We start from the raw sequence: 21,328 nt of genomic DNA on the forward strand, positions 1-21,328 counted from the left end.
TCAATACACCAGCCATTGGACTATTTTGGAGAGCAACAGGTCCACCAGACCTAAGTAAAAGGCAATAAAAAGGGTAAAGGAAAGCACCGCCACGGTGGTGGCCAGCGTCTGCCGGCGATTGGGCCAGGTGATCTTTTTGAACTCGACCCTTACCTCTTTGAGAAACTGAACGGCCCGACCGGGAAACCCCTGCTCCCTCAGATCCTTAAGGTAGGCCACCTTCCCCGTAGCCTCTCCCCTCTGAACCTTCCTCTTCTTTTTGACCGCCTTGGCCATTCCCCTCTCCCAAAATATGAAAAAATGGCAGGCCAGGGAGGATTCGAACCCCCAACCCCCGGATTTGGAGTCCGGTGCTCTACCAGTTCGAGCTACTGGCCTGCCTTATCGTTATTTTACTTCCCCTTGACCTCCCTGTGGAGGGTGTGCTTCCGATCCCAGGGACAGTACTTCCGCAACTCCAGCCGATCCGGCGTGTTCCGCCTGTTCTTGGTGGTGGTGTAATTCCTGCGCTTGCACTCCGTGCACTGCAGATGAATGATAACCCGCGCGTCTCCCTTCTTGGCCATCGCTCCTCACCCCTCATTATTCCAGAATCTTGGTGACCACCCCGGCTCCCACCGTGCGGCCACCCTCCCGTATCGCAAACCTCAATCCCTCCTCCATCGCCACCGGCTTGATCAACTCCACCTCCAGCTCCACATTGTCCCCAGGCATCACCATCTCCACCCCCTCAGGTAGCTTCACCACTCCCGTCACATCCGTCGTCCGAAAATAAAACTGCGGACGATAACCGTTGAAAAACGGCGTGTGCCGTCCTCCCTCCTCCTTCTTCAATACATATACCTCCGCCTTAAACTTCGTGTGCGGCGTGATCGTCCCAGGCTGCGCCAATACCTGCCCACGCTCCACCTCGTCCTTGCCCACCCCCCTCAAAAGCACACCTATATTATCCCCGGGCAACGCCTCGTCCAGTATCTTCCTGAACATCTCCACACTCGTCGCCACCGTCTTCACCGTCGGCCTCAAACCCACTATCTCCACCTCATCCCCAGGCTTCAATACACCCCTCTCCACCTTCCCCGTAACCACCGTCCCTCGACCACTTATCGAAAATACATCCTCTATCGGCATCAAAAACGGCTTGTCCACCTCCCTCACCGGCTCCGGTATGTACTCGTCCACCGCCCTCATCAACTCCCATATCGGACCACACCACTGACAATCCTCCTTGCCACACCCACACTCAAGCGCCTTAAGCGCACTCCCCCTCACCACCGGCGCATTGTCCCCATCATATCCATACTTCGACAACAACTCCCTCACCTCTAACTCCACCAGGTCCAACAACTCCTCGTCATCCACCATGTCCACCTTGTTCATAAACACCACTATCGCCGGCACATTCACCTGACGCGCAAGCAGTATGTGCTCCCGCGTCTGCGGCATCGGCCCGTCCGTCGCCGCCACCACCAGGATCGACCCGTCCATCTGCGCCGCTCCCGTAATCATGTTCTTGATGTAGTCCGCATGACCCGGACAGTCCACATGCGCATAATGCCTCTTCTCCGTCTCGTACTCCACATGCGCCAGCTGAATCGTTATCCCCCTCTGCCTCTCCTCCGGCGCCTTGTCTATGTTCTCAAACGGCACATACTCCGCCAACCCCTTCGTCGACAACACCCTCGTGATCGCACTTGTAAGCGTCGACTTCCCGTGGTCAATGTGCCCTATCGTCCCCACATTCAAGTGCGGCTTCTTCCGCTCAAACTTTGGCTTCGACATCTCTTACCTCCCTCTTTGTGATGAAACCTCTCTGGAGCCCACGACCGGATTCGAACCGGTGACCTCTTCCTTACCAAGGAAGTGCTCTACCTCCTGAGCTACGTGGGCTCCTCCGTTTCCCCAAGAGCGGGAGACGGGACTCGAACCCGCAACCCTCAGCTTGGAAGGCTGATGCTCTGCCAATTGAGCTACTCCCGCCCCATAACTTCCCGCAAAGTGGTGGAGGGGGGAGGATTCGAACCTCCGAAGGCTGAGCCATCGGGTTTACAGCCCGACCCCTTTGACCGCTCGGGAACCCCTCCATCAAAAAAGCAGGTCTGATTCCTCAGACCTGCTTTGCAATTATAACCAAAACGCCATCTGTGTCAAGAAGAATCAGGCTGCTTGAGACTCTTCTCCGGCCTCGGTCTCCTCTACGGAGACCTCTTCAGCCGGAGCCGCAGAACCCCCTTCCGCGGCAGCAGCCCTTACAGTTTCAAGAGCTGCCATCTTGGCCCGGACATCCCGGCTATAAAGGTCAAATACATAGGCCGTGGTCCGGTAAACCAGGTGCGCGAACTTGGAATAGGGTACGCTCAGAAAGAGCAGAAATACCGCCGAAAGATGGGAAATGTAGAAGGCGGGATACAGAACATTCCCGGCAATCCTGAAGACCTCCGTAAGAATCCCCGTTAACCCCACCGCAAGAATCAGGTAAATCAGGAACCAGTCCTGATAGGAACTGGAAAGCTTACCCTCCCCCGCGGCCCTGTTCCGATTCACTATGATGGCTATCACCCCGTACACCAGTAATACAGCCCCGATGTTGGCCAGAATCTTTACGGGATTATAAAGGGGCCAGGGGGTGTGGAAACCGAACACATCCGCCGCTATAAATACCACCGCCGTAACGAAGGCCAGAATTATAAACGACCAGAGCAGCATCCGGTGCCCGTTGGCCCGCCACCGGTTGGCCCCGCACTCCAGAAACCGGCTGTGCGCAAGAATTTCCCGAATGGCCGGCACCAGATATGTGCTCACAAGGGCCCACAGTCCCATTCGATAGGCCGCGGGTATGCCGGCTCCGGCCATCATCCCGTTCCACAAACGGTTAACCCCGATACCCACCATAATCACCACAAAGGCCGCAAGAGGTAAAAATATCGCGTCCACCGCCATCACTTTCGGGGTCAACTTGAGAAACAGAATCTCCACCTCCTCCTTACCCACACTGGGGATCAAACTCCAGTGAGGAAATCCGGGCTCCACCCCTCCGGCGAAGACCATGAGCGCCAGCACCACCACACTCACCGCCATCAGAATCAGGATGGGAAGCCCCCAGGGCTTGTTGTAAAAGGTCCACAGAAACTTGAATTCGCTGAGCTCCCGCACGGCCATGTTCCGGAGCGCCCCCAGCACATCCCCCGGCCGGGCCCCCCGGGGACAGTACTGCGTACAGTCCCCACACTGATGACACAACCACAGCGCCGGATCCGACAACAGCTTCTCCTTGAACCCCCACTGCCCCAGAAGCATCTGCTTCCGGGGAAAGGGCACCTCCTCGGTGGCCAGCGGACACACCGAGGCACAGGTGGCACACTGATAGCACTTCTTGACCGTATCCCCTCCGGCAGCCTGAATCTCCCTTACCGTTCTTACATCGGGCTCTATACGGGCCATACCTTACCTCCTTACCATCCCTTAAAGGGGCTTTCTCCGTATTCCTGCAGAAATTCCACAAACTTGTTCATGATCTGAGGCAGCTTCTCCACCTCGTCTATGGCCACGATTTCCAGCGTCACCCGCTCGGTCTCGAGAGCCAGCTGCTGGAGGGTCTCGGCCACATTCTCCATCCGCCGGTTGGCCAGCTCACTTCCCTTGATGAAGTGGCACTGGTAGTTCTCCCCGAACTTACAACCCAGAAGCAGCACTCCGTCAAAGCCCTTGCTCATGGCGTCCTTCACGAAGGACACATTCACCGCCCCAAGGCACCGCACCGGGATTACCCGGAAGGCCACCGGAAGGTTAAGCCGCCGGTAAGCCGCCATGTCCAGAGCCGGATAGGCGTCGTTCTCGCACACCAGAGCCAGCACCCGGTAGAGTCCGTAATCCGGCTCGGGCATCTCGCAGGCCTTGATCATCTGCGTCACCATGTCGATGCTGTAGTCCTTGAAGTTGATGATCCGCTGCGGACAGGCCCCGAAACAGGTCCCGCAACGCCGGCAACGGGTGGGATTGGGCATGGGCGTGCCGTCCTCGGTCTCGTCCAGGGCCCCGAAGGGGCACTCCTCCGTACACCGCTTACACTGGGTGCACATCTTGAGGTCCCACTCCGGATAGGCGAAGTCCCAGGTCCGCGGATGCACCGCGTGCCCCATCTCTATGGCCTTGAGACACTGAAGGGCCTTGAGCGCCGCCCCGGCGGCGTCCTCCATGGCCTGAAAGACGGTCATGGGCTGATGCACCGCTCCGGCGGCGTAGATTCCCGTGCGCCGGGTCTCGTAAGGGAAGCAAATGTAATTGGAGTCCGCAAAACCGTAAAAGAGTTCAAGCTCCGGAAAACCGTGCCCCTGCCGGTACTCCAGAGGAATGATGGGATCCTCCGCCGTGGCCGGCACCATCCCCGTAGCCAGCACCACCATGTCCACCGGAATCTCTATCTCCTCCCCGAAAAGGGTCTGGTCCACCTTCACCACCAGCCGCCCGTCCTCCTCCCGGATCTCCTTGACCTCACCCTTGGTAAGGAAGACCCCCGGATCGTCCTGCATGGCCCGATAGAAGTCCTCGTAAGCCCCTACCGTCCGCATGTCCTTATAAATGATGTAGGCCTTGGCCTCGGGATCGGCCTCCCGCACATACCTGGCCTGCTTGAGGGAGACCAGACAACACACCGAAGAGCAGTAGGGAAGATGATTCTCGTCCCGCTGACCGGCACACTGCACGAAGAGCACGCTCTTTACCGGCTCCCCGCTGGACTTGCGCTTGAGCTCCCCCTTCGCACACATCTCCTCGAATTCCACATTGGTCACCACATCCGCAAACTTTCCGTAGCCCAGGTCCTCAAGCTTGGAGGCGTCGTACGGCTTCCATCCCGCCGCCACCACTATGGCTCCCACCTTAACCTCTTCCTCGCCACCGGCCTTCTTTATGGTCACCGTAAAGAGCCCCGGAGCCCCCTTGATGCTGGTTACCTGGGCCCCGGTGTAAACGGTAATATTTTCGTTCCCCTGCACCTCGGAAATGAGCTTTCCGGTTACGGGCTCGGAGATTCCGTCAAAGGGAGGCTCGGCCTTCACCTGGGCCTTCATCCTGGCCACGAATCCACCGAGCTCCTTTTCCTTCTCCACGATGATGGCCGGATGCCCCGCCCTGGCCACCTCGAGAGCCGCGGTCATCCCCGCCACACCGCCTCCGATCACGAGAACCGTCTTCGAAATCTCCTCCTCGGGCTTGTAAGGCTCGGGATGCTTGTAGCTCTGGAGCTTGGCCACCCCCATCCGCACATAGTCCTTGGCCAGGGCCATGAGCTCGTCCTTGAAGGTGACCCCCTCGGCCACCTCCTTGCTGTCATCCACCGATTCCTCACCCTCCCCGGGAACCGGAAAACGACTCCAGACCACCCCCTCCCGCAGGTTCACCCGCTCCACCGCCACCTTGCCGAAGTTAAAGACATCGTAATTCACCCGCGGGGAACACGCGCAGATGGCCACCGCCTCGAGCCCCTCGTTCTTGATGGTCTCGTTTATGAACTGGCAGCCCTCCTTGCTACACAGAAACTCCCGGGAGGCCGCAAACTGCGCCCCCTGATCCTGGGCCGCCGCTTCCAGCTCAGAGACCTCCAGCCTCTCCCCGATATTACAAGAGGTGCAGATAAAGACTCCTATCTTCATGGAATTACCCCCTTACAATGGTCTGTATGGCTTTTAGGGCCGCGGCCGTAGCCGTCTCGTTGGAGGTCATCACATCGAGCGGAAGACGCGCACAGCCGCAGGCATACATCCCCTCGGAAATCCGGACGAATCCGTTCTCGTCCACCGAAACCCCCGCCGGAACCTCCCCTTCCGCCAGCGAGGGCTGCATCCCCACCGCCAGCACCACCATGTTCACCCGCTGACTCACCTTCTTGCCGGAAAGGGTGTCCTCCGCGGTCACGATGAGGTCCTTGGTCTCGGGATCCTCCTCGATCTTGGCCACCTTGCCCTTGATGAAGTTGATCCGCGCCTCCTCCTGCGCCCGACGCAGGAACTTCTCGTAACGCCCGGGAGTCCGTATGTCAATGTAAAAGATAAAAATCTCCGTATCCTTGTCCTGCTCGGCCAGGTAAAGACTCTGCTTGAGGGAGGCCAGACAGCAAATGTAAGAACAGTAGGGCAGATGATTCTCGTCCCGCGACCCGGCACACTGAACGAAGGCCACTGTCTTGGGCGCCGTCTGGTCTGAAGGCCGAAGGATCTTTCCCCCGGTGGGCCCGGTGGGCGAGGCCAGACGCTCCATCTGCATGTTGGTGATCACATTGGCGAAACGCCCGTAACCCAGGTTGTCGAGCTTCCGGGCGTCGTAAGGCTTCCACCCCGTGGCCCAGATGATGGCCCCTACCTCAAGCTCCACCGTCTGGGGCTGCATGTTCGGATCGATGGCGTCGTACTTGCAGGCCGCCATGATCCGGTCAAGATCCCCCTCGGCAAGAGCCGACTTGTCCAGCACATACCGCAGGGGAAAGGCCATGGGATGGGGAAGATAAATGGCCTTGGTCCTGGAAAGACCGAAGTCAAAGGTGTTCTCCCGCTCCCCCTGACAGACCTTCTCGCACTCCCCACAGGCCGTGCAATTCTCGTTCACATACCGGGGAGCGATCTCCACCGTTACCCGGTAGTTGCCCGGACCGCCGGAGACGCTCTTCACCGTGGCCAGGGTGTAAACCGTGATCCGGGGATTGGTCTTGATGCGCCGGTAGTTCATCTCCAGACCGCAGGTGGGCGGACAGAGCTTGGGAAAATAGTACCGCAGCTGCGCCACCCGGCCTCCCAGCGAGGGCTCCCTCTCCACCAGATAGACATCGTATTCCATTTCGGCCGCCTCCACGGCCGCCGTGATACCGCTTATCCCTCCGCCTACCACCAGTATTTTATCATTAGCCATAACCGCCTCCTCCAGGTTTTATAAAAACCCTTGGCTTGCACCGGAAGCCCGCAACCGGCTTCCCGCCCAAACCAAGGAAGCAAAAAAGAGGGGGCCTTACGGCCCCCTCGAGGTTCGCCCGAAGGCCCTTACGGTCCCAGCGGATCGGGGATGATCTGGATGTAGGGGAACTTCTCCATCTTCCACTCGCCGGTCTCGGGATCCACGCTGGAGAGGGTGAAGCACCGCCAGTTCTGATCGTCAAGATTGGGGAAGTCGGCCCGGTAGTAGTATCCGGGATAACGGGTCTCCTCACGGAAGAGGATGTGCCGCAGATGCGCCTCCGCCGTCCACACGCGGTGGATATTCTCCCAGGCCCGCATGAGCTCGTGAAGATCCCGCGCCGCGGCCTTCTGCATGTCCTCCTTGAGCATGGTGAGCAGCTCAAGCCCGGTCTCGAGCATCACCTTGTTGGTCTGATAGTAGGTGGAGGTTCCGGCCACATACTCGTCCATGATCTTCATGAGACGGTTCTGGATCTGCCGCGGCAGGAGGTAGTTGGGGTTGATCTCGTAGACCGTGGTGGCGTTCTTGAACTCCTGGAAGCGATACCACGGCCCGTAGATCTCCTTCTTGTAATCCTCGGCCGAACGCTTCGGGGTGGGCTTGAAGTCCTTGTGATCCAGGCAGAACTTCACCATGGCCTTGGCCGCAATCCGCCCCTCCACATGGGACCCGGAGGAGAACTTGTGTCCGCAGGCCCCCACGGTGTCGCCGGCACAGAACATCCCCTTCACGGTGGTCATCCGGTTGTAAAGCCCGATCTCCTTCCAGGGCGCCTTGTACTCCTCGGGCACCCAGTCCTCGTCCGGACCGCAGCACCAGGCCCCGGCGCAACCGGCGTGAGACCCCAGGAAGTAGGGCTCGGTGGGCATAATCTCGGAGGGCTTCTTCTCGGGCTCGATGTTCAGGCAGGCCCACAGCCCGGCCTGGGTCACGCACATGTCCAGGAAGTCCTCCCAGGCCTCGGCCTCAAGCTTCTTGAACTCCTTCTTGTCCATCTGCTTCATGGCCTCCTGAAGGGCCCACTCGGTGTGCATGAAGATGGGCCCGCGACCCTCCTTCATCTCGATGAGCATGGCGTGGTTACGCAGACAGGTACCCACCACGGAGGCCTCACTGTAGGGCGCGAACTTCTTGAGTTCGTCCTTGTGCTTGGCGATGTAGTCCTCGTCGAAGGCGTTGGTGGCCCGGGCCTTGAAGAGGAGGAACCAGGCCCCCACCGGTCCGTAGCCGTCCTTGAAGCGGGCGGGCACGAACCGGTTCTCCATGAGAACCAGCTTGGCTCCGCTCATCAGGCACATGGCATAGCCGGAACCGGGGTTCCACACCGGATACCAGGTCCGGCCCATACCCTCACCCTGGGAACGCGGACGGAAGATGTTCACCGCACCACCGGTGGCGATCAGGGTGGCGTTGGCCTTGATGATGTAGATCTTGTTCTCACGGACGGAAAAGCCCACGCCGCCGCAGCAGCGGTTGGGCTCGTTGGCGTCCATGAGAGGCCGCACAATGAACACCCGCTCAAGGATCACGCCGTTTTCACCCATCTGATCCATGGCGTTCTTGGCCGCCTCGGCCACGATCACCTTGTAGGACTCACCGTTGATCATAATCTGCCAGCGTCCGGAGCGCACCGGCTTGGCCCCACCTTTCAGGGTGAGCCCCTTGGCCTTGGCCTCGGCGCCGTCCAGGGTCTTCCCATCCTCGGTCTTCTTCCAGATGGGAAGACCCCACTCCTCAAAGCAATGCACGGTGTCGTCCACATGACGCCCCACATCGAAGGAGAGATCCTCACGGATGATACCCATCAGGTCGCAGCGGACCATCCGCACATAGTCGTCCGGCTTGTTCTCACCAATGTAGGTGTTGATGGCCGAAAGACCCATGGCCACCGCACCGGAACGCTCAAGAGCCGCCTTGTCACACAGGACAATCTTAAGACCGGCCTGCTTGGCCCACCGCACGGCCTCCACGGCCGCCCCGCAGGCGGCCATACCGCCTCCCACGATAAGAATATCCGTCTCCATCTCTACGATTTCAGGCTCGGCACACTCCAAACCGGGATTATAAGACCAAATCCGACCCATAATTTCCCCTCCTTTCTAAAATTTTCTCGTTAACAAAATTACCCGGCAAACTTGATGCACACCGGATTCTCCGGCGTGGCCGGAGTAACCCCGTCAGCAATCTCGGTAAAGAGACGGTTGTCCGAAAGAGCGCCCAGATCCGGATCCGGCTTGCCCACCGTGGGATCCGCGGAACCCTCGGGCGTGGTCCGAATGGGGAACTTGAAGCGCTTCACCACGCCGTTACGGAACTTGATGGTCCACATGATGTCCGTGGTGCCCCGCATGGGCTGGCAGGAAGCCCCAAGCGGAGAGAAGTCCGAATAGTGCCGCACGGAGATGGCCCCCTGCGGGCAGCTCTTCACGCAGCTGTAGCACTCCCAGCACTGATCCGGCTCCTGGTTGTAGGCCTTCATGTTCTCGGTGTCCAGGATCATAAGATCGTTGGGACAGATGTACATACAAACCGTCCGATCACCACCCTTGCATCCGTCACACTTTTCAGGATTTACATAGCTCGGCATACTTCCTACCTCCTTACTTTATTTTTTTTTGGAAGCCCCTTTCGGGCCCTTCACCTCTCTTCCCTCTTACCCAAACCCCTCTTTTTTTTCAACTCCCATCTTAGGAAGCTGAGAGAACTTACCCTTTTAATTCCCTTCCAAACTGTCCCTAATTCTCCATTTCACACTTATTCAGTCTCAATCTGAGGAGGTGGAAGGTATTCCGACTCCTTGGCCGCCATCTCCTTGATCTCGTTCACCTTGGCCAGCACCCCTTCCACCACCTCGGGACCCAGGGACTTCTTCTCCGCCACCTGATTGAAAAGCTCCCGCATGAAGGCCACCGGCACATCGGTAATGGCCCCCCGGGAGTCCACCCGGGCCGTCTCAAACTCGGCGAGGATCTTGTCCTTCAACTCCTCGGTGACCTCCACCTCGAGAAGCCGAAGCTCCCCGCCGAACATATATTTAATGTGCTTTTCCAGATCGGTCCCCTTTATCTTCTCCATCCGGCTATCGTCCAAAAGTACCACCATAAAGTAGGCCATTTCTCTCCCTCCCTACATGATTTTTGGATCTCTTTAGAGGTCCTCCAAGTCGACCTCGAGCTCTTTCTCCTTGTTGATCACATACTTCTCGTTACAGAAGGGATACCCGAACTTCTTCCACCACTTGACCACCACCTTGTACACCTCGGGCCGCATGATGATGCTCGGAGGCTGCACGCCCTCGGCCACCATGCCCCGCAGAAAACTTCCGGAAAGCTTCTCCCGCTTGTGCCCGCAGGTCTCGGAATAGGCCATCTCCTTACAGGTGGGGCAGTAGGAGAACTCACGCATGTTCTGAGGCCGGATCTTGAGACCGTAGGGCACATCGGTGGGCGGAGCCGGGAAGCCAAAGCTGGGAATCCCCTTCGTCCAGAGGATCTGCGTGGCGAACTTGTCGTAGTACTCACCCACCGCGGCGTGGTCACGCCCGAACATGTGGTGAGTGCAGCCCATGTTCTGGCGGATAATCCCATGGAGCAGGGACTCGAGCGGGTTCCCGTAACGCATGTCCCAGAGCACGATGCTCACCAGGTGCCGCTCGGGCTTGATGTAGCCGTACTTGTTCACCGCCTCGTGCGCCTCCACGATGGCCTCGTCGGGATAGTCTCCCCGCCGCTTGACCCCGATCACGGCGTTCACCAGGATCCCGTGACAGGGCTCCACATCGCCGGTGAAGGCCGCACACTTCATCAGAAACTCATGACCCACATGGGGCACATTCCGGGTCTGGTGATTGATCACCGTACGCCAGCCCCGCTTCTCGAACTCCTCCCGGGCCTTGCGCGGAGGGAACCAGAACCGATCAAAGGGCGGCTTTAACCTGGGAGGATTGATAATGGTGTACTTTCCGGCCAGCACCCAGGGCTGATGGCTCCGATAAATCACCCACCCCGGATGCTTCTTATCGAACTTCTGCTGAACCACCTCGGGATTGGTCTCCGGATCCCCGAAGGTCTTGTAGGCCAGCTCCTCGGGATCGATCTCGTAAATCTCCTCGATGTCGAGAATAGCAAAGGGTTTACCCTTCAGGGTGAGACCCAGACGATCCCCGGGCTCCACCCCCAGCTTGTTGAGATCGTCCTTGCTGATATCGAAGATCAGAGGATAGGGAAAGATCCACTCGTTAAGGAGACGCCGCTCCTTCAGCACCCGCTCCACCTCGGCCTGCTTCATGGAACCCTCGACCGGGCTGAAGAAACCGTAGCAGATGGACATGATCTCCCGGTATACATTGCGCACCGGAACCCCGGTCTCATAGTGGAGCGTGGGCTTGATCTCGTAGACGGCATTACAGGTCTTCCACATCTTCCTGGCCACCGCTTTGTCCTCGATCACCCTTTCCACCAGACGCCCGCCGTGAGGCAGAGGCCGCTCAATCAAAAGACCCGACATCACACACCTCCTTCTCAGACTTTATTTTGAAAACCTCATACAGATCCTTTCCCCGCCTCTTTCTTCCCGGTTTATAGAACCGCTCTAGTGAGTTTGTCAAGACTAGATTCCCGGCCTTATGGCAAGTTTTGGAAAATTTGCTAAAAAAATCCCATGCATAAGAAAACAATCGGATTAATACTTGCGGGAGGATACGCCCGGCGTTTCGGAGGGAGGAAGGCCCTGAGCCTTCTGAAAGGGAAACCTCTACTACTATGGGTCAGGGAGACAATAGCTCCTCTGTGTACGGAAGTCTGGCTCTCTCTGAGAGATCCGAAACAGGCCGAAGCCTCCCTCAAGACCTATTTTGACCGTGTGATATGGGACCCCCTTCCGGGAGCCGGACCGCTTTCCGGACTCCTGGGAGGATTGCGCGAACTGGCCCCGAACGAGGCCCTTCTCGTAGTCTCCTGTGACCAGCCCCTTCTGCAGGTTTCCCTTCTCCACAAACTCCAAGACATTTTCAATACGGGAAATTACTGGGTCGTCTTTTGTCTCAACCGTAAAAATGAACCCGAACCCCTTCCCGGAGTTTACGGAAAAAAACTGCGGGAACATCTGGAGAAGTATTTATGTGCGGGCCGAAAGTCCTTCCGGGAGTGGTTAAAGACTCTACCTCCTGAAAAAATCCTTGGCCTTCCCTTCGAAATCTGGTATTCTCTAGATAAGAAGGGTCTGAGTTTTCTTAACATCAACTTCAGGAAAGATCTTGAAGAGGTAGAGAGGATTTTACATTGAATCGCTCTCGAATACTCTGTATTGACGACGACTCTACCATTCTGGAATTACTCACGGATTATCTCGAAGCACTGGGATACGAAACCCTTGCAGCTCCGGACGGGGAGGCCGGGCTGGAGCTGGCTCGCAAGGAATTGCCGGATCTTATCCTGCTCGATGTGATGATGCCCGGGCTTTCCGGATTCGAAGTATGTCGGGCCCTAAAGGAGGATCCGCAGACCCGGGACATTCCGGTGGTGATGGTGACGGCCCTGGGAGAGATCGAAGACCGGGTGCAGGCCCTTGAGGCCGGAGCGGATGACTTCCTGACCAAACCCGTGGCCCTGCCGGAACTCAAGGCCCGTGTCAAGTCTCTTCTTGAGGTCAAGGCCTACCGGGACCATCTCAAGCGACACAAGGAAGCCCTAGAAAAAGAAGTGGCCCTCAAAACCGAAGAGCTCCAGAGGGCCTTTGAGGCCCTGCGCCGGGCCCATCAGAAGATAAAGGAACTATCACTTGAGGTGATCCTGCGTCTTTCCCGGGCCGCCGAGTACCGGGACGAACACACCGGCGAACACATTCGGCGCATGGCCCACTACTGTGCCCTAGTGGCCCGCAAGCTGGGCCTAAACGAGGAAGCCGTGGAGAGCATCCTTTACGCCGCTCCCCTTCACGACATAGGCAAAATAGGAATCCCCGACCAGATCCTTTTAAAACCCGGCCCACTCAACGAAAAAGAGTGGGAAGTCATGAAACGGCACACCGAAATAGGGGCCGAAATCCTCCGCGGGACCCAGAGCGGATTCGTAAAGGTGGGGGAAATAGTGGCCCTTTATCACCACGAGAGGTGGGACGGACAGGGTTATCCCCGGGGGCTAAAGGGCTCGGAGATCCCGCTGGCCGCCCGCATCGTGGCCGTGGCCGATGTCTTTGACGCCCTAACCAGCGAACGGCCCTATCGAAAGGCCTTTTCCGTAGAGGAAGCCTTTCAAATCATTGAGGAAGGTCTGGGTAGTCAGTTTGATCCGAAAGTAGGAAAGGCCTTCTTAGAATCCCGGGAAGAAATTCTTCGCATTAAAGAGACCTTCCAGGACAAAGAACATTCCAAGCTTTACCGCCTGGTTAAAAGTTTACGGAAATCCCGATGAAGATCGGCATTCTGGATGAATTGCTCGAAGACCTGGAAAGATCTCCAGGATTCTTTTATACCCGGGTTTGTGAGGTAGTACGGGATAAAACCCGCGCTGATCTGGTATGGCTTGGATTTGTGGAAAAAAACGGGATAATAAAACCCCGCGCTTATTCCGGAAAATATTTTGCCTACCTCAAAGAATTAAAGATAAATCTAAATGATCCCGAACTCTCCCGGGGTCCCACCGGAAGGGCCCTTCTGGAAAAAAAGCCTGTAATAGAACCGGACATTCAGCAATCCTCAAGTTATGCTCCCTGGAGGGAGCGGGCCCTTTACTTCGGCTTTCAATCTTCCATGGCCATACCCGTAATCTACTGCAAGGAAACTCTGGGAGTAATCAATCTCTACTCCCTCCAAAAAAATTACTTTTCCCGGGAAAAAGCAACCGCTCTCGAAAAACTGGCCCGGGAGGTGGCCTTAATCCTTACCATCTATACCCGTTTTCAAAGAGGAGAACAGGAACGAAAAACTCTAGCAAGACGAATAGAAAACCTAAAACAGGATCTCCGGGAGAAGGATCTTTACCTCCAGCACCTGGAGGAATGCAAGGACCGGTGGCTGGCTTTACTGGGCCACGAATTGCGCACGCCCCTTACTTCCATTCTGGGATTCGCGGAAATGCTGCTTTCCGGACTTTTCGGAAATCTTTCCGAAAAACAACAGCGTTACCTCAAACACATCAAAAAGAATGCCGAATTCATCCTGCGTATCCTCGAAGAACTTCAAAAACTGGCTCGCTTTAAGTATTTGCGGGAGACGGGAACCGAGATTTTTTCCTTTGAAGAAGTCATCGAGAGGATATTATTTCTGTTAAAAGAAGAAATCAATAAAAGAAAAATCTCTTTAAAAATCGATTATCCGGAAAAATTTAAATTAATTGGAAATAGCCATTTGCTTCAGGAGGTGATTTTCAATCTTCTCTCAAATGCCCTTAAATTTAGTCCTGAAAAAGGAACCGTTTCCATAAAAGTTACTCGGGAAAAGGATTTGAGGGCTCGTGGTTGGATGGGGGTAGCGATACTCGATCAGGGGCCGGGAGTCAGGCCCGGAGAGTATTATCGCATCTTTAAACCCTTCGTTCAGGCCGGATCCTTTTACACGGGAAAACCCAGCGGACTGGGACTGGGTTTGAGTCTTTCCCGCGAAATAGTGGAAAGACAGGGGGGTGTTCTAACCATCCTTCCTTCCAGAAGAGGAGGACATTTCGTATTCTTCTGGCCGGAGACCCCGATTACCCATCCCGAAAAAATAGAGGCTCTGCTTCTTGAAGGACGCGAACGAACCGCCCATCGCATGATCCTCTGGCTAATCGGGGAGGGTCTCCGGACCACCGTTTTCCCCGAACCCGAAGCCCTTCTCAATACTTTAAAAGAAGAAAGAGGGACTTTCGTCCTGGCTCTCGACCCCTGGGAGTATCCTCGAGAGGCTCGAAGTCTCCTCCTCCGCATGGAGGCGGAGAATCAGGCTCTTCCCACCCTATTCTATCGCATGGAGGGAGAGAGGCTTAAGATGGCCCTGGGGGCCAACTTTGTCTGTCTAAGACCCCTTAACTTTCCTTACCTGAGAAAACAGCAAAAACAGTTTCTGGACATCTTCCAGACCCCTCCCACGAGAGTATTTCTGAACGCCCGGGAACACCTGGCCTCCGAAGCCCGAAGACTGCTTTCGGCCCTTGATCTGGAATTGGTATCCCATCCGGAGGAGGCTGAAGTGGCCGCTCTGGATCTGGGACTTCCGCCGCAGGATATCATCACCGCTCTTCGCCATCTCAGTCCCAAAACTCCCCTTTTTGTCAACTTTTCCGAGGCAAACCCGCGCCCTCCTCGGATAGAGGAAGAACTGCCGGCGGAAGACTTCCGGCGGGAGGTGGCCCGATTACTTCTCGTGGCCAAACCGGAAGTAAGCCGCACAGGATCCCTCGTTTGAGACCATGCAGGGTCCGTGCGGGGTGTCCGGGGTGCAGACCCGGACGAAGAGGGGACAGTCCGGAGGAAGCACCTTCCCCTTAAGGACCTCTCCGCAGCGGCATCCGGCCGGTTCCGGGCTCGGGGTCAGGGAAAGTCCGAATTCCCGCACCGCATCGTATTCCTCAAACTCTCCGGACGGAACCAGTTTGCTCTCCGGAATCTCACCGAGGCCGCGCCAGCGTCCCGACACCGGTCGAAAGACCTCGCTCATCATCCTGCGGCCCCAGGGATTCCCTTCGGGGCGCACCGCCCGCGTATACTGAATCTCAATCCGTGGAAGACCCTCCCGCAGGATCCTTACCAGAAGGGCTATCCCCTCCAGGATATCCCGGGGCTCGAATCCGGTTATCACCCCGGGGATCCCGAACTGCCGGGGAATAAACTCGTAGGGTTTACTTCCTATGACCGTGCTCACATGCCCGGGAAGGATCAGGCCGTGGACTCTCAGGTCCGGGTCCGAAAGAAGGGCCCGCAGGGCCGGGGGCATGAGCCGGAGGGCGGGAAAGAAGCGAAAGTTTCCGAGCCGCCGCTTCCGGGCCTCGATCAGGGCCACGGCGTGGGCCGGAGCGGTGGTCTCAAAACCCACCCCGGCCAGCACCACCCGTCGATCCGGATTCTCCTCCGCTACACGCACGGCATCCAGAGGAGAATAGACGACCCGCACCTCTCCCCCGCGGGCCCGGGCCTCCCGAAGGGAGGACCGAGTCCCCGGCACCTTGAGCAGATCCCCGAACACGCAGAGGATCACCCGGTGGACCTCCACCAGTTCGATGAGGGCGTCTATCTCCTCCTGAGGCATCACGCACACCGGACACCCCGGACCGGAAAGCAAACGCACCTCCGGGGGAAGGAGACTCCGCAGTCCGAAGCGAAAGATGTTAACCGTGTGGGTGCCACAGACTTCCATGAGGGTGTAAGTCTCTCCCATCAGTCAAGGGGCCTCCCTTGAAGGATTTTCAGGGCCTCCGGGGGCAGACTCCGCGCGGGAAGTCCCAGCCTCTTCCTCAAGCGCAGAGCGTTTTCCGGAGCCCATCCCAGAGCGTCGTTGTCAAAATACACATAAACTCTTTTTACCGAAAGCTCCTCAATCCTCCGGGCCCAGAAGTCGAGCTCCTCGTCGGTATAAGAGGAGCGATAGAGGACCCGGGAACCGTGCAACCGGATGTAACTGAAGTTCGCGGTAACGGCCCAGAGGAGGGAGGGGTAGCGTCCGGCGGTGTCGGAGACGCAGAGGGCCACTCCGTACCTCCGCAACTGATCGAGAAAAGCCTCCCGGTGGAAACTGCGATGACGGATCTCGATGGCCACCGGGAAATCCCGGGGAAGGATCCGCAGGAACTCCTCAAGGAGGTCGGGATCGTACCTCAACGAAGGGGGAAACTGGAACAGGATCACCCCGAGCTTGGGATAGAGGGGTTCCAGGGAAGCGTAGAAACGGGAAAGGGCTTCGTCCACCCCACGAAGTCGTTTTATGTGGGTGATGTAGCGATGGGCCTTCACGGCGAAAAGAAATCCCTCCGGGGTCTCCTCGGCCCACTGGCGCAGGGTCTCTTCCTTAACGGTTCCGTAGAAGGTGGCGTTTACCTCCACCGTGTCAAAATAGCCTGCGTAGTAGTTAAGCCATTCCCTCGTCGGGAGACCTTCGGGGTAGAACACCCCGCGCCAGTGTCTGTAACGCCATCCCGAGGTTCCTATGCGAACCTCCATATTGACACTCCTTAAAAAGGAAATTATAGATTTGAGTGCCGAATATTCCAAAGGGAGGGAGTAGTCTTGCCGCTACACAAATCTGCTGCTAAGGCCCTGAGGCAGAGTGAGAAACGGCGTCTGCGCAACAAGGCTATAAAGACCCGCGTAAAGACAGCCACGAAGAAGTTCCTGAAGACCCTTGAGGAAGGGGATCTGGCCAGGGCGGAGGAGGCCTTTCGGGAGGCCCAGAGTATTATTCAGAGGGCGGTTTCCAAGGGCACACTTCACTGGCGCACGGCCGCCCGTAAGATTTCGAGGCTTGCGGCCAAATTGAACGCCAAGAAAGCGGCTCTTTCCGGTCAGGCGTAACTTATTTCGGTGGGGACGTAGCTCAGTTGGGAGAGCGCCAGAATCGCAATCTGGAGGTCGCGGGTTCGAATCCCGCCGTCTCCACCAGTTGTTAAAGATAATCTGTAACCCCCGCCCACGATAAGTACGAACTTCCTTGCCTCTTAGATTGGCTAGACACGAACAGGGTTTTAAAATGGGTTCGATAAATCGGGAATATTGTTTTGATCTTTTCGGGGGTGTGTGAATGAAGGGACGGGAGATTCGGAAAGCCTTTCTGGATTACTTCGCCCGAAACGGCCATGAGATAGTACCCTCAAGTTCACTGGTTCCGGCGGATGACCCCACCTTGCTTTTTACCAATGCGGGTATGGTGCAGTTCAAACGGGTCTTTCTGGGGGAGGAGGAGCGCCCCTACCGCCGGGCGGCCTCCTGTCAGAAGTGCATGCGGGCCGGAGGTAAACACAACGATCTCGAAAATGTGGGTTATACGGCCCGTCACCATACCTTTTTCGAGATGCTGGGGAACTTTTCCTTCGGGGATTACTTCAAGGCCGAAGCCATCGCCTACGCCTGGGAATTCCTTACCCGCGAGCTCGGACTCCCCCCGGAGAGACTTTACGCCACGGTCTTCCGGGAGGACGACGAAGCCGCAGATCTCTGGCGAAGGATCTCCGGCCTTCCGGAGGATCGCATCGTGCGCCTAGGGGAAAAGGACAATTTCTGGGCCATGGGGGACAGCGGCCCCTGCGGTCCCTGTTCGGAGATCATCTATGATCAGGGCGAGGAGGTAGGCTGCGGTCGTTCGGATTGCGGTCCGGGCTGCGATTGTGATAGGTTCCTGGAAATATGGAATCTGGTCTTTATGCAGTACGAAAGGGACGAGTTCAGCAAACTGAAACCCCTCCCCCGCCCCTCCATCGATACCGGGATGGGACTTGAGCGGATAACCGCTGTGATTCAGGGTGTGCAAAGCAATTACGACACGGATATTTTCGCCGGAATTATGAAGGGGATTGCCGATCTCTCCGGTCGTTCCTATGAGGAAGGCGGAGAAATCACCGTGGCTTTTCGGGTCATCGCCGACCACCTGCGGGCCTCGGTTTTCCTCATCGCCGACGGTGTGGTGCCCTCCAATGAGGGGCGTGGTTATGTATTGCGGCGGATCATTCGTCGAGCCGAACGCTTCGGCCGACTCCTCGGATTGACCGAACCCTTCCTTTTTAGGCTGGTCCCACGGGTGGTGAGCGAGTTCGGGGACTTTTATCCGGAGCTCCGGCGGGCGGAACGGGCCGCCGAGAAGATTCTGGAAATTGAAGAAGGACGCTTTCAGGAGACCCTTGCAAAAGGGCTTGAATTGCTAGAGACCGAGCTTGAGCGCCTTTCTAAGGCCGGCGAGTATCGCGTCCCCGGGGGGATCATTTTCCGCCTTTATGACACTTACGGTTTTCCCCAGGACATTGTGCGTGATGTGGCTTTTTCCAGGGGTTTTGAACTGGATCTGGAGGGTTTTGAGAAGGCCATGGCCGAAGCCCGGGAGCGCAGCCGGCGTAGTTGGAAAGGGCGGCTTGCCATGGTGCCCGAGGTACTGAAAAGGCTTTCGGAAAGCTTTAGGGAAACCCCCTTTGTGGGTTACGAAAGTTTTTCCACCGAGGCCGAGGTTCTGGCCCTTATAAAGGACGAAAAAGAGGTCCCGGAGGCCGCCCCCGGGGAGGAACTTTTGGTCCTTTTTTCGGAGACACCCTTTTACCCTGAGGGCGGAGGCCAGGTGGCCGATATTGGCCTGGTACTGGCTCCGGGGCTTAAGGCCGATGTGCTCGAGGTTCGACGCTTCGGAGGGCTCGTTCTTCATCGGGTGCGGGTGGTACAGGGAATCCTTCACCGGGGTCAGCGGGTTCGCCTTGAGGTTATTGTGGATCGAAGGCTTTCTACAGCTCGACATCATACCGCTACCCATTTGCTTCATGCGGCTCTCCGCCGGGTACTCGGGGAACATGTGCGTCAGGCCGGATCGCTGGTGACTCCGGACCGTCTGCGCTTCGATTTCACCCACTTCGAGCCCCTTACCCATGAGGAAATCCGTTCGGTGGAGAGCCTGGTTAACCGAAAGATCCGGGAGGATATATCGATTTCGGTGCAGGTGGTCCCCTTTCGAGAGGCACTCTCTATGGGGGCCCTGGCCCTTTTTGGGGAGAAGTACGGAGACCGGGTGCGGGTGGTGCGCATCGGAGATTTTTCCCTGGAGCTTTGCGGCGGAACTCATGTGCGCCGCACCGGGGAGCTGGGACTTTTCAAGATCGTCTCCGAAGGAGGCGTGGCCGCGGGAGTGCGTCGTATTGAGGCGGTGGCCGGCGAGCCGGCCCTGCGCTGGATTTATTCCCTTGAGGACGAGCACCTGCGGCTAGCTCAGCTTCTGCGCTGTTCGCCTCAGGAGGTTGAACGAGAGGTGCGGAGACTTCTTGAGCGAGTTAAAGAGTTGGAGGCTGAGGTGCGTCGGTTTAAGAGTGGTGCGATCCGACGAAGTCTTGAAGAAAAACTTACAGAGCTGCGGGAGGTCGACGGGGTTAAGGTTCTGTGTACCGAGGTTCCGGCCCGCAACGCCGCAGAGCTTCGGGAAATGGGAGACTTTTTCCGGGACAGGCTCGGCTCCGGCGTGGTTTTCCTTTATGCGGTAAACGACGGCAAGGTACAGCTGCTCGCCATGGTAACCCGGGATCTTTCCGGGCGAATTCCGGCGGAGAAACTCCTGCAGGCCGTGGCTCCAGTGGTGGAAGGGCGCGGAGGCGGGCGCCCGGAAATGGCCCAGGGAGGAGGTTCTCGCCCGGAAGCGGTCTCGGAACTTCCTCTGGCCGTGCTCAAAAAGGTGAAGGAGTTTCTCGGAAGGACAAGTTAGTACCTCAACCGTCTTTTCAAGCGGCGCGAAGGTCTGAAACGGATCACCTGGCGGCCGGGAATTTCTATTATCTTCCCGCTGGGAAAGTGATATCCCTTCCGGGGAGCCCGGAGGGATACCTCCAGGGTCCCGAACCCGGTAAGACGCACCGATTCTCCCGAGGCCAGGGTTTCATGGATCAATTCGATGAAGGCGGAAAGAACGGTGTGCACCTCCGCCCGAGACCAGGAAAGACCGAATTCCCGTAACCGTTTTCGTACTTTCTTTTCCAGTTCCTGACGGGTCAAAGAAGTCTCACCCCCCACCAGAGTAAAACCAGAGGCAGAAGCCACCGGTAAATCCTTTCCGGATTTTCAATCCTGAACCCCGGGATTACTTCCAGCAGAGCCAGTCCCAGGATTATCACCGAAAAGGGATTAAGGACCAGGGCCTCGCGCACCCGTCCCCCGGAAAGGGCCCACAAGGCCCGGGTCATTCCGCATCCCGGACAGGGAAGTCCGGTCATGCGCCGAAAAGGACAGAAGACGACCTTTTCTCCCTTCCGATAGAAGGTTGAAAGGGGGGTTATAAAATGGGCCAGGATCATAATCACAAAGACCAAAATAAGGAGTATGCTAAAGCCTCTTTCACTCATGAGCAACTACATGGTCAATGATTTCGTTTAGTTCTTTCTGTTCGATGGCATCGACTATGAGAGGAAGTCCAGCCAGGGAAAGGATCAAGGCCAGTACAGGAAGGTGACTGCTCGGTACCGGTTTTCCTATCTGATACTGAATCTCCACGATATACTTGGCCATCAGGTATTCATGATAGACATGATAAAGACCACAGGTAAGAAAGGTAAAAAGAACCCATCGCCAGAAGGAGAGTTTCTTCTTTCCCAGAAAAAAGTTAACGGTGTTGATCTGGTGTTTCTGCCAGAAGGGGTAATAGATTCCGCAGGTAAGAAGAGTTAAAACCACCGCAGCGGCGACATCCCTACGATATTGCGGGGCCTTTAGACCGAGGTCCCGATCCATGCCGCCTCCTCAG

20 protein-coding genes and 5 tRNA genes are annotated in these 21,328 nt (G+C 57.0%); 6 read left to right on the forward strand and 19 right to left on the reverse strand.

The features are described 5' to 3' along the window. The 14 genes from secE to sat all read right to left on the reverse strand — a co-directional run bounded on the left by secE (position 1) and on the right by sat (position 11,451). The gene (secE, locus tag K3767_RS09050; RefSeq protein WP_221173263.1) at positions 1-276 is read right to left on the reverse strand and encodes a preprotein translocase subunit SecE; all 276 of its coding nucleotides are present in this window, start codon (positions 274-276) and stop codon (positions 1-3) included. Between the two features lie 25 nt (positions 277-301). After that, positions 302-378: transfer RNA gene (locus K3767_RS09055), tRNA-Trp, on the reverse strand. A 14-nt stretch (positions 379-392) separates the two neighbouring features. Beyond that, entirely contained in the window at positions 393-566 is a 174-nt protein-coding gene (gene rpmG / locus K3767_RS09060; protein ID WP_221173264.1) for a 50S ribosomal protein L33, read from the reverse strand. Between the two features lie 16 nt (positions 567-582). After that, positions 583-1,782 carry an elongation factor Tu gene (tuf, locus tag K3767_RS09065; protein ID WP_221171583.1) on the reverse strand — a complete coding sequence of 400 codons (1,200 nt, stop codon included), beginning with the start codon at positions 1,780-1,782 and terminating at the stop codon, positions 583-585. A gap of 32 nt (positions 1,783-1,814) precedes the next feature. Next, a tRNA-Thr gene (locus tag K3767_RS09070) sits at positions 1,815-1,890 on the reverse strand. A gap of 17 nt (positions 1,891-1,907) precedes the next feature. Next, positions 1,908-1,980 (reverse strand) — tRNA-Gly (locus tag K3767_RS09075). A gap of 19 nt (positions 1,981-1,999) precedes the next feature. Further along, positions 2,000-2,084, reverse strand: a tRNA-Tyr gene (locus K3767_RS09080). A gap of 73 nt (positions 2,085-2,157) precedes the next feature. After that, the gene (gene qmoC / locus K3767_RS09085; protein ID WP_221173265.1) at positions 2,158-3,441 is read right to left on the reverse strand and encodes a quinone-interacting membrane-bound oxidoreductase complex subunit QmoC; all 1,284 of its coding nucleotides are present in this window, start codon (positions 3,439-3,441) and stop codon (positions 2,158-2,160) included. Positions 3,442-3,452: 11 nt separating this feature from the next. After that, positions 3,453-5,651 (reverse strand): hydrogenase iron-sulfur subunit, encoded by a 2,199-nt coding sequence (locus K3767_RS09090; protein WP_221173266.1) that lies wholly within the window; start codon positions 5,649-5,651, stop codon positions 3,453-3,455. Between the two features lie 4 nt (positions 5,652-5,655). Beyond that, positions 5,656-6,900 (reverse strand): CoB--CoM heterodisulfide reductase iron-sulfur subunit A family protein, encoded by a 1,245-nt coding sequence (locus K3767_RS09095; protein WP_221173267.1) that lies wholly within the window; start codon positions 6,898-6,900, stop codon positions 5,656-5,658. A gap of 128 nt (positions 6,901-7,028) precedes the next feature. After that, a complete protein-coding gene (gene aprA / locus K3767_RS09100; protein ID WP_221173268.1) occupies positions 7,029-9,029 on the reverse strand; it encodes an adenylyl-sulfate reductase subunit alpha in 2,001 nt (666 codons plus the stop codon). A gap of 38 nt (positions 9,030-9,067) precedes the next feature. Continuing rightward, positions 9,068-9,532 (reverse strand): adenylyl-sulfate reductase subunit beta, encoded by a 465-nt coding sequence (gene aprB / locus K3767_RS09105; protein ID WP_221173269.1) that lies wholly within the window; start codon positions 9,530-9,532, stop codon positions 9,068-9,070. 167 nt (positions 9,533-9,699) lie between these two features. Next, positions 9,700-10,059, reverse strand: a complete 360-nt coding sequence (locus K3767_RS09110; RefSeq protein ID WP_221173270.1) for a hypothetical protein — start codon at positions 10,057-10,059, stop codon at positions 9,700-9,702. Between the two features lie 33 nt (positions 10,060-10,092). Continuing rightward, complete coding sequence (sat, locus tag K3767_RS09115) at positions 10,093-11,451, reverse strand: sulfate adenylyltransferase (RefSeq protein WP_221173271.1); 1,359 nt, start codon at positions 11,449-11,451, stop codon at positions 10,093-10,095. A gap of 153 nt (positions 11,452-11,604) precedes the next feature. Here sat and K3767_RS09120 point away from each other — a divergent pair, with 153 nt between their 5' ends. Genes K3767_RS09120 through K3767_RS09130 form a run of 3 tightly spaced genes read left to right on the forward strand, consistent with a single transcriptional unit; the run spans position 11,605 to position 15,325 of the window. Continuing rightward, entirely contained in the window at positions 11,605-12,228 is a 624-nt protein-coding gene (locus tag K3767_RS09120) for a molybdenum cofactor guanylyltransferase (protein ID WP_221173272.1), read from the forward strand. Continuing rightward, complete coding sequence (locus K3767_RS09125) at positions 12,225-13,355, forward strand: two-component system response regulator (RefSeq protein ID WP_221173273.1); 1,131 nt, start codon at positions 12,225-12,227, stop codon at positions 13,353-13,355. The genes K3767_RS09120 and K3767_RS09125 overlap by 4 nt, the downstream gene beginning before the upstream one ends. Next, positions 13,352-15,325: a GAF domain-containing sensor histidine kinase gene (locus tag K3767_RS09130; RefSeq protein WP_221173274.1), complete on the forward strand. Its 1,974-nt coding sequence runs from the start codon at positions 13,352-13,354 to the stop codon at positions 15,323-15,325. The genes K3767_RS09125 and K3767_RS09130 overlap by 4 nt, the downstream gene beginning before the upstream one ends. On the opposite strand, the gene hypD is transcribed toward K3767_RS09130, so the two are convergent. Both hypD and K3767_RS09140 read right to left on the reverse strand, forming a co-directional pair. Next, entirely contained in the window at positions 15,275-16,294 is a 1,020-nt protein-coding gene (hypD, locus tag K3767_RS09135) for a hydrogenase formation protein HypD (RefSeq protein WP_221173275.1), read from the reverse strand. The two genes, K3767_RS09130 and hypD, sit on opposite strands and share 51 nt — an antisense overlap. After that, positions 16,294-17,073: a DUF72 domain-containing protein gene (locus K3767_RS09140; protein ID WP_221173276.1), complete on the reverse strand. Its 780-nt coding sequence runs from the start codon at positions 17,071-17,073 to the stop codon at positions 16,294-16,296. The genes hypD and K3767_RS09140 overlap by 1 nt, the downstream gene beginning before the upstream one ends. A 66-nt stretch (positions 17,074-17,139) precedes the next feature. Here K3767_RS09140 and rpsT point away from each other — a divergent pair, with 66 nt between their 5' ends. The 3 genes from rpsT to alaS all read left to right on the forward strand — a co-directional run bounded on the left by rpsT (position 17,140) and on the right by alaS (position 20,296). After that, positions 17,140-17,424 carry a 30S ribosomal protein S20 gene (gene rpsT, locus K3767_RS09145; protein WP_221173277.1) on the forward strand — a complete coding sequence of 95 codons (285 nt, stop codon included), beginning with the start codon at positions 17,140-17,142 and terminating at the stop codon, positions 17,422-17,424. An 11-nt stretch (positions 17,425-17,435) separates the two neighbouring features. Next, positions 17,436-17,511: transfer RNA gene (locus K3767_RS09150), tRNA-Ala, on the forward strand. 139 nt (positions 17,512-17,650) lie between these two features. Next, a complete protein-coding gene (gene alaS / locus K3767_RS09155) occupies positions 17,651-20,296 on the forward strand; it encodes an alanine--tRNA ligase (RefSeq protein ID WP_221173278.1) in 2,646 nt (881 codons plus the stop codon). On the opposite strand, the gene K3767_RS09160 is transcribed toward alaS, so the two are convergent. Genes K3767_RS09160 through K3767_RS09170 form a run of 3 tightly spaced genes read right to left on the reverse strand, consistent with a single transcriptional unit; the run spans position 20,293 to position 21,315 of the window. Then, positions 20,293-20,583: an HU family DNA-binding protein gene (locus tag K3767_RS09160; RefSeq protein ID WP_221173279.1), complete on the reverse strand. Its 291-nt coding sequence runs from the start codon at positions 20,581-20,583 to the stop codon at positions 20,293-20,295. The two genes, alaS and K3767_RS09160, sit on opposite strands and share 4 nt — an antisense overlap. Next, positions 20,580-20,930, reverse strand: coding sequence for a DUF2752 domain-containing protein (locus K3767_RS09165; protein ID WP_221173280.1), 351 nt, complete (start codon positions 20,928-20,930; stop codon positions 20,580-20,582). Before K3767_RS09165 ends, K3767_RS09160 begins: the two co-directional genes overlap by 4 nt. Further along, positions 20,923-21,315, reverse strand: a complete 393-nt coding sequence (locus K3767_RS09170) for a DUF4234 domain-containing protein (protein ID WP_221173281.1) — start codon at positions 21,313-21,315, stop codon at positions 20,923-20,925. The genes K3767_RS09165 and K3767_RS09170 overlap by 8 nt, the downstream gene beginning before the upstream one ends. Positions 21,316-21,328 lie beyond the last annotated feature (13 nt).

The organism is Thermosulfurimonas sp. F29 (assembly GCF_019688735.1).
Taxonomy (GTDB): Bacteria; Desulfobacterota; Thermodesulfobacteria; order Thermodesulfobacteriales; family Thermodesulfobacteriaceae; genus Thermosulfurimonas_A.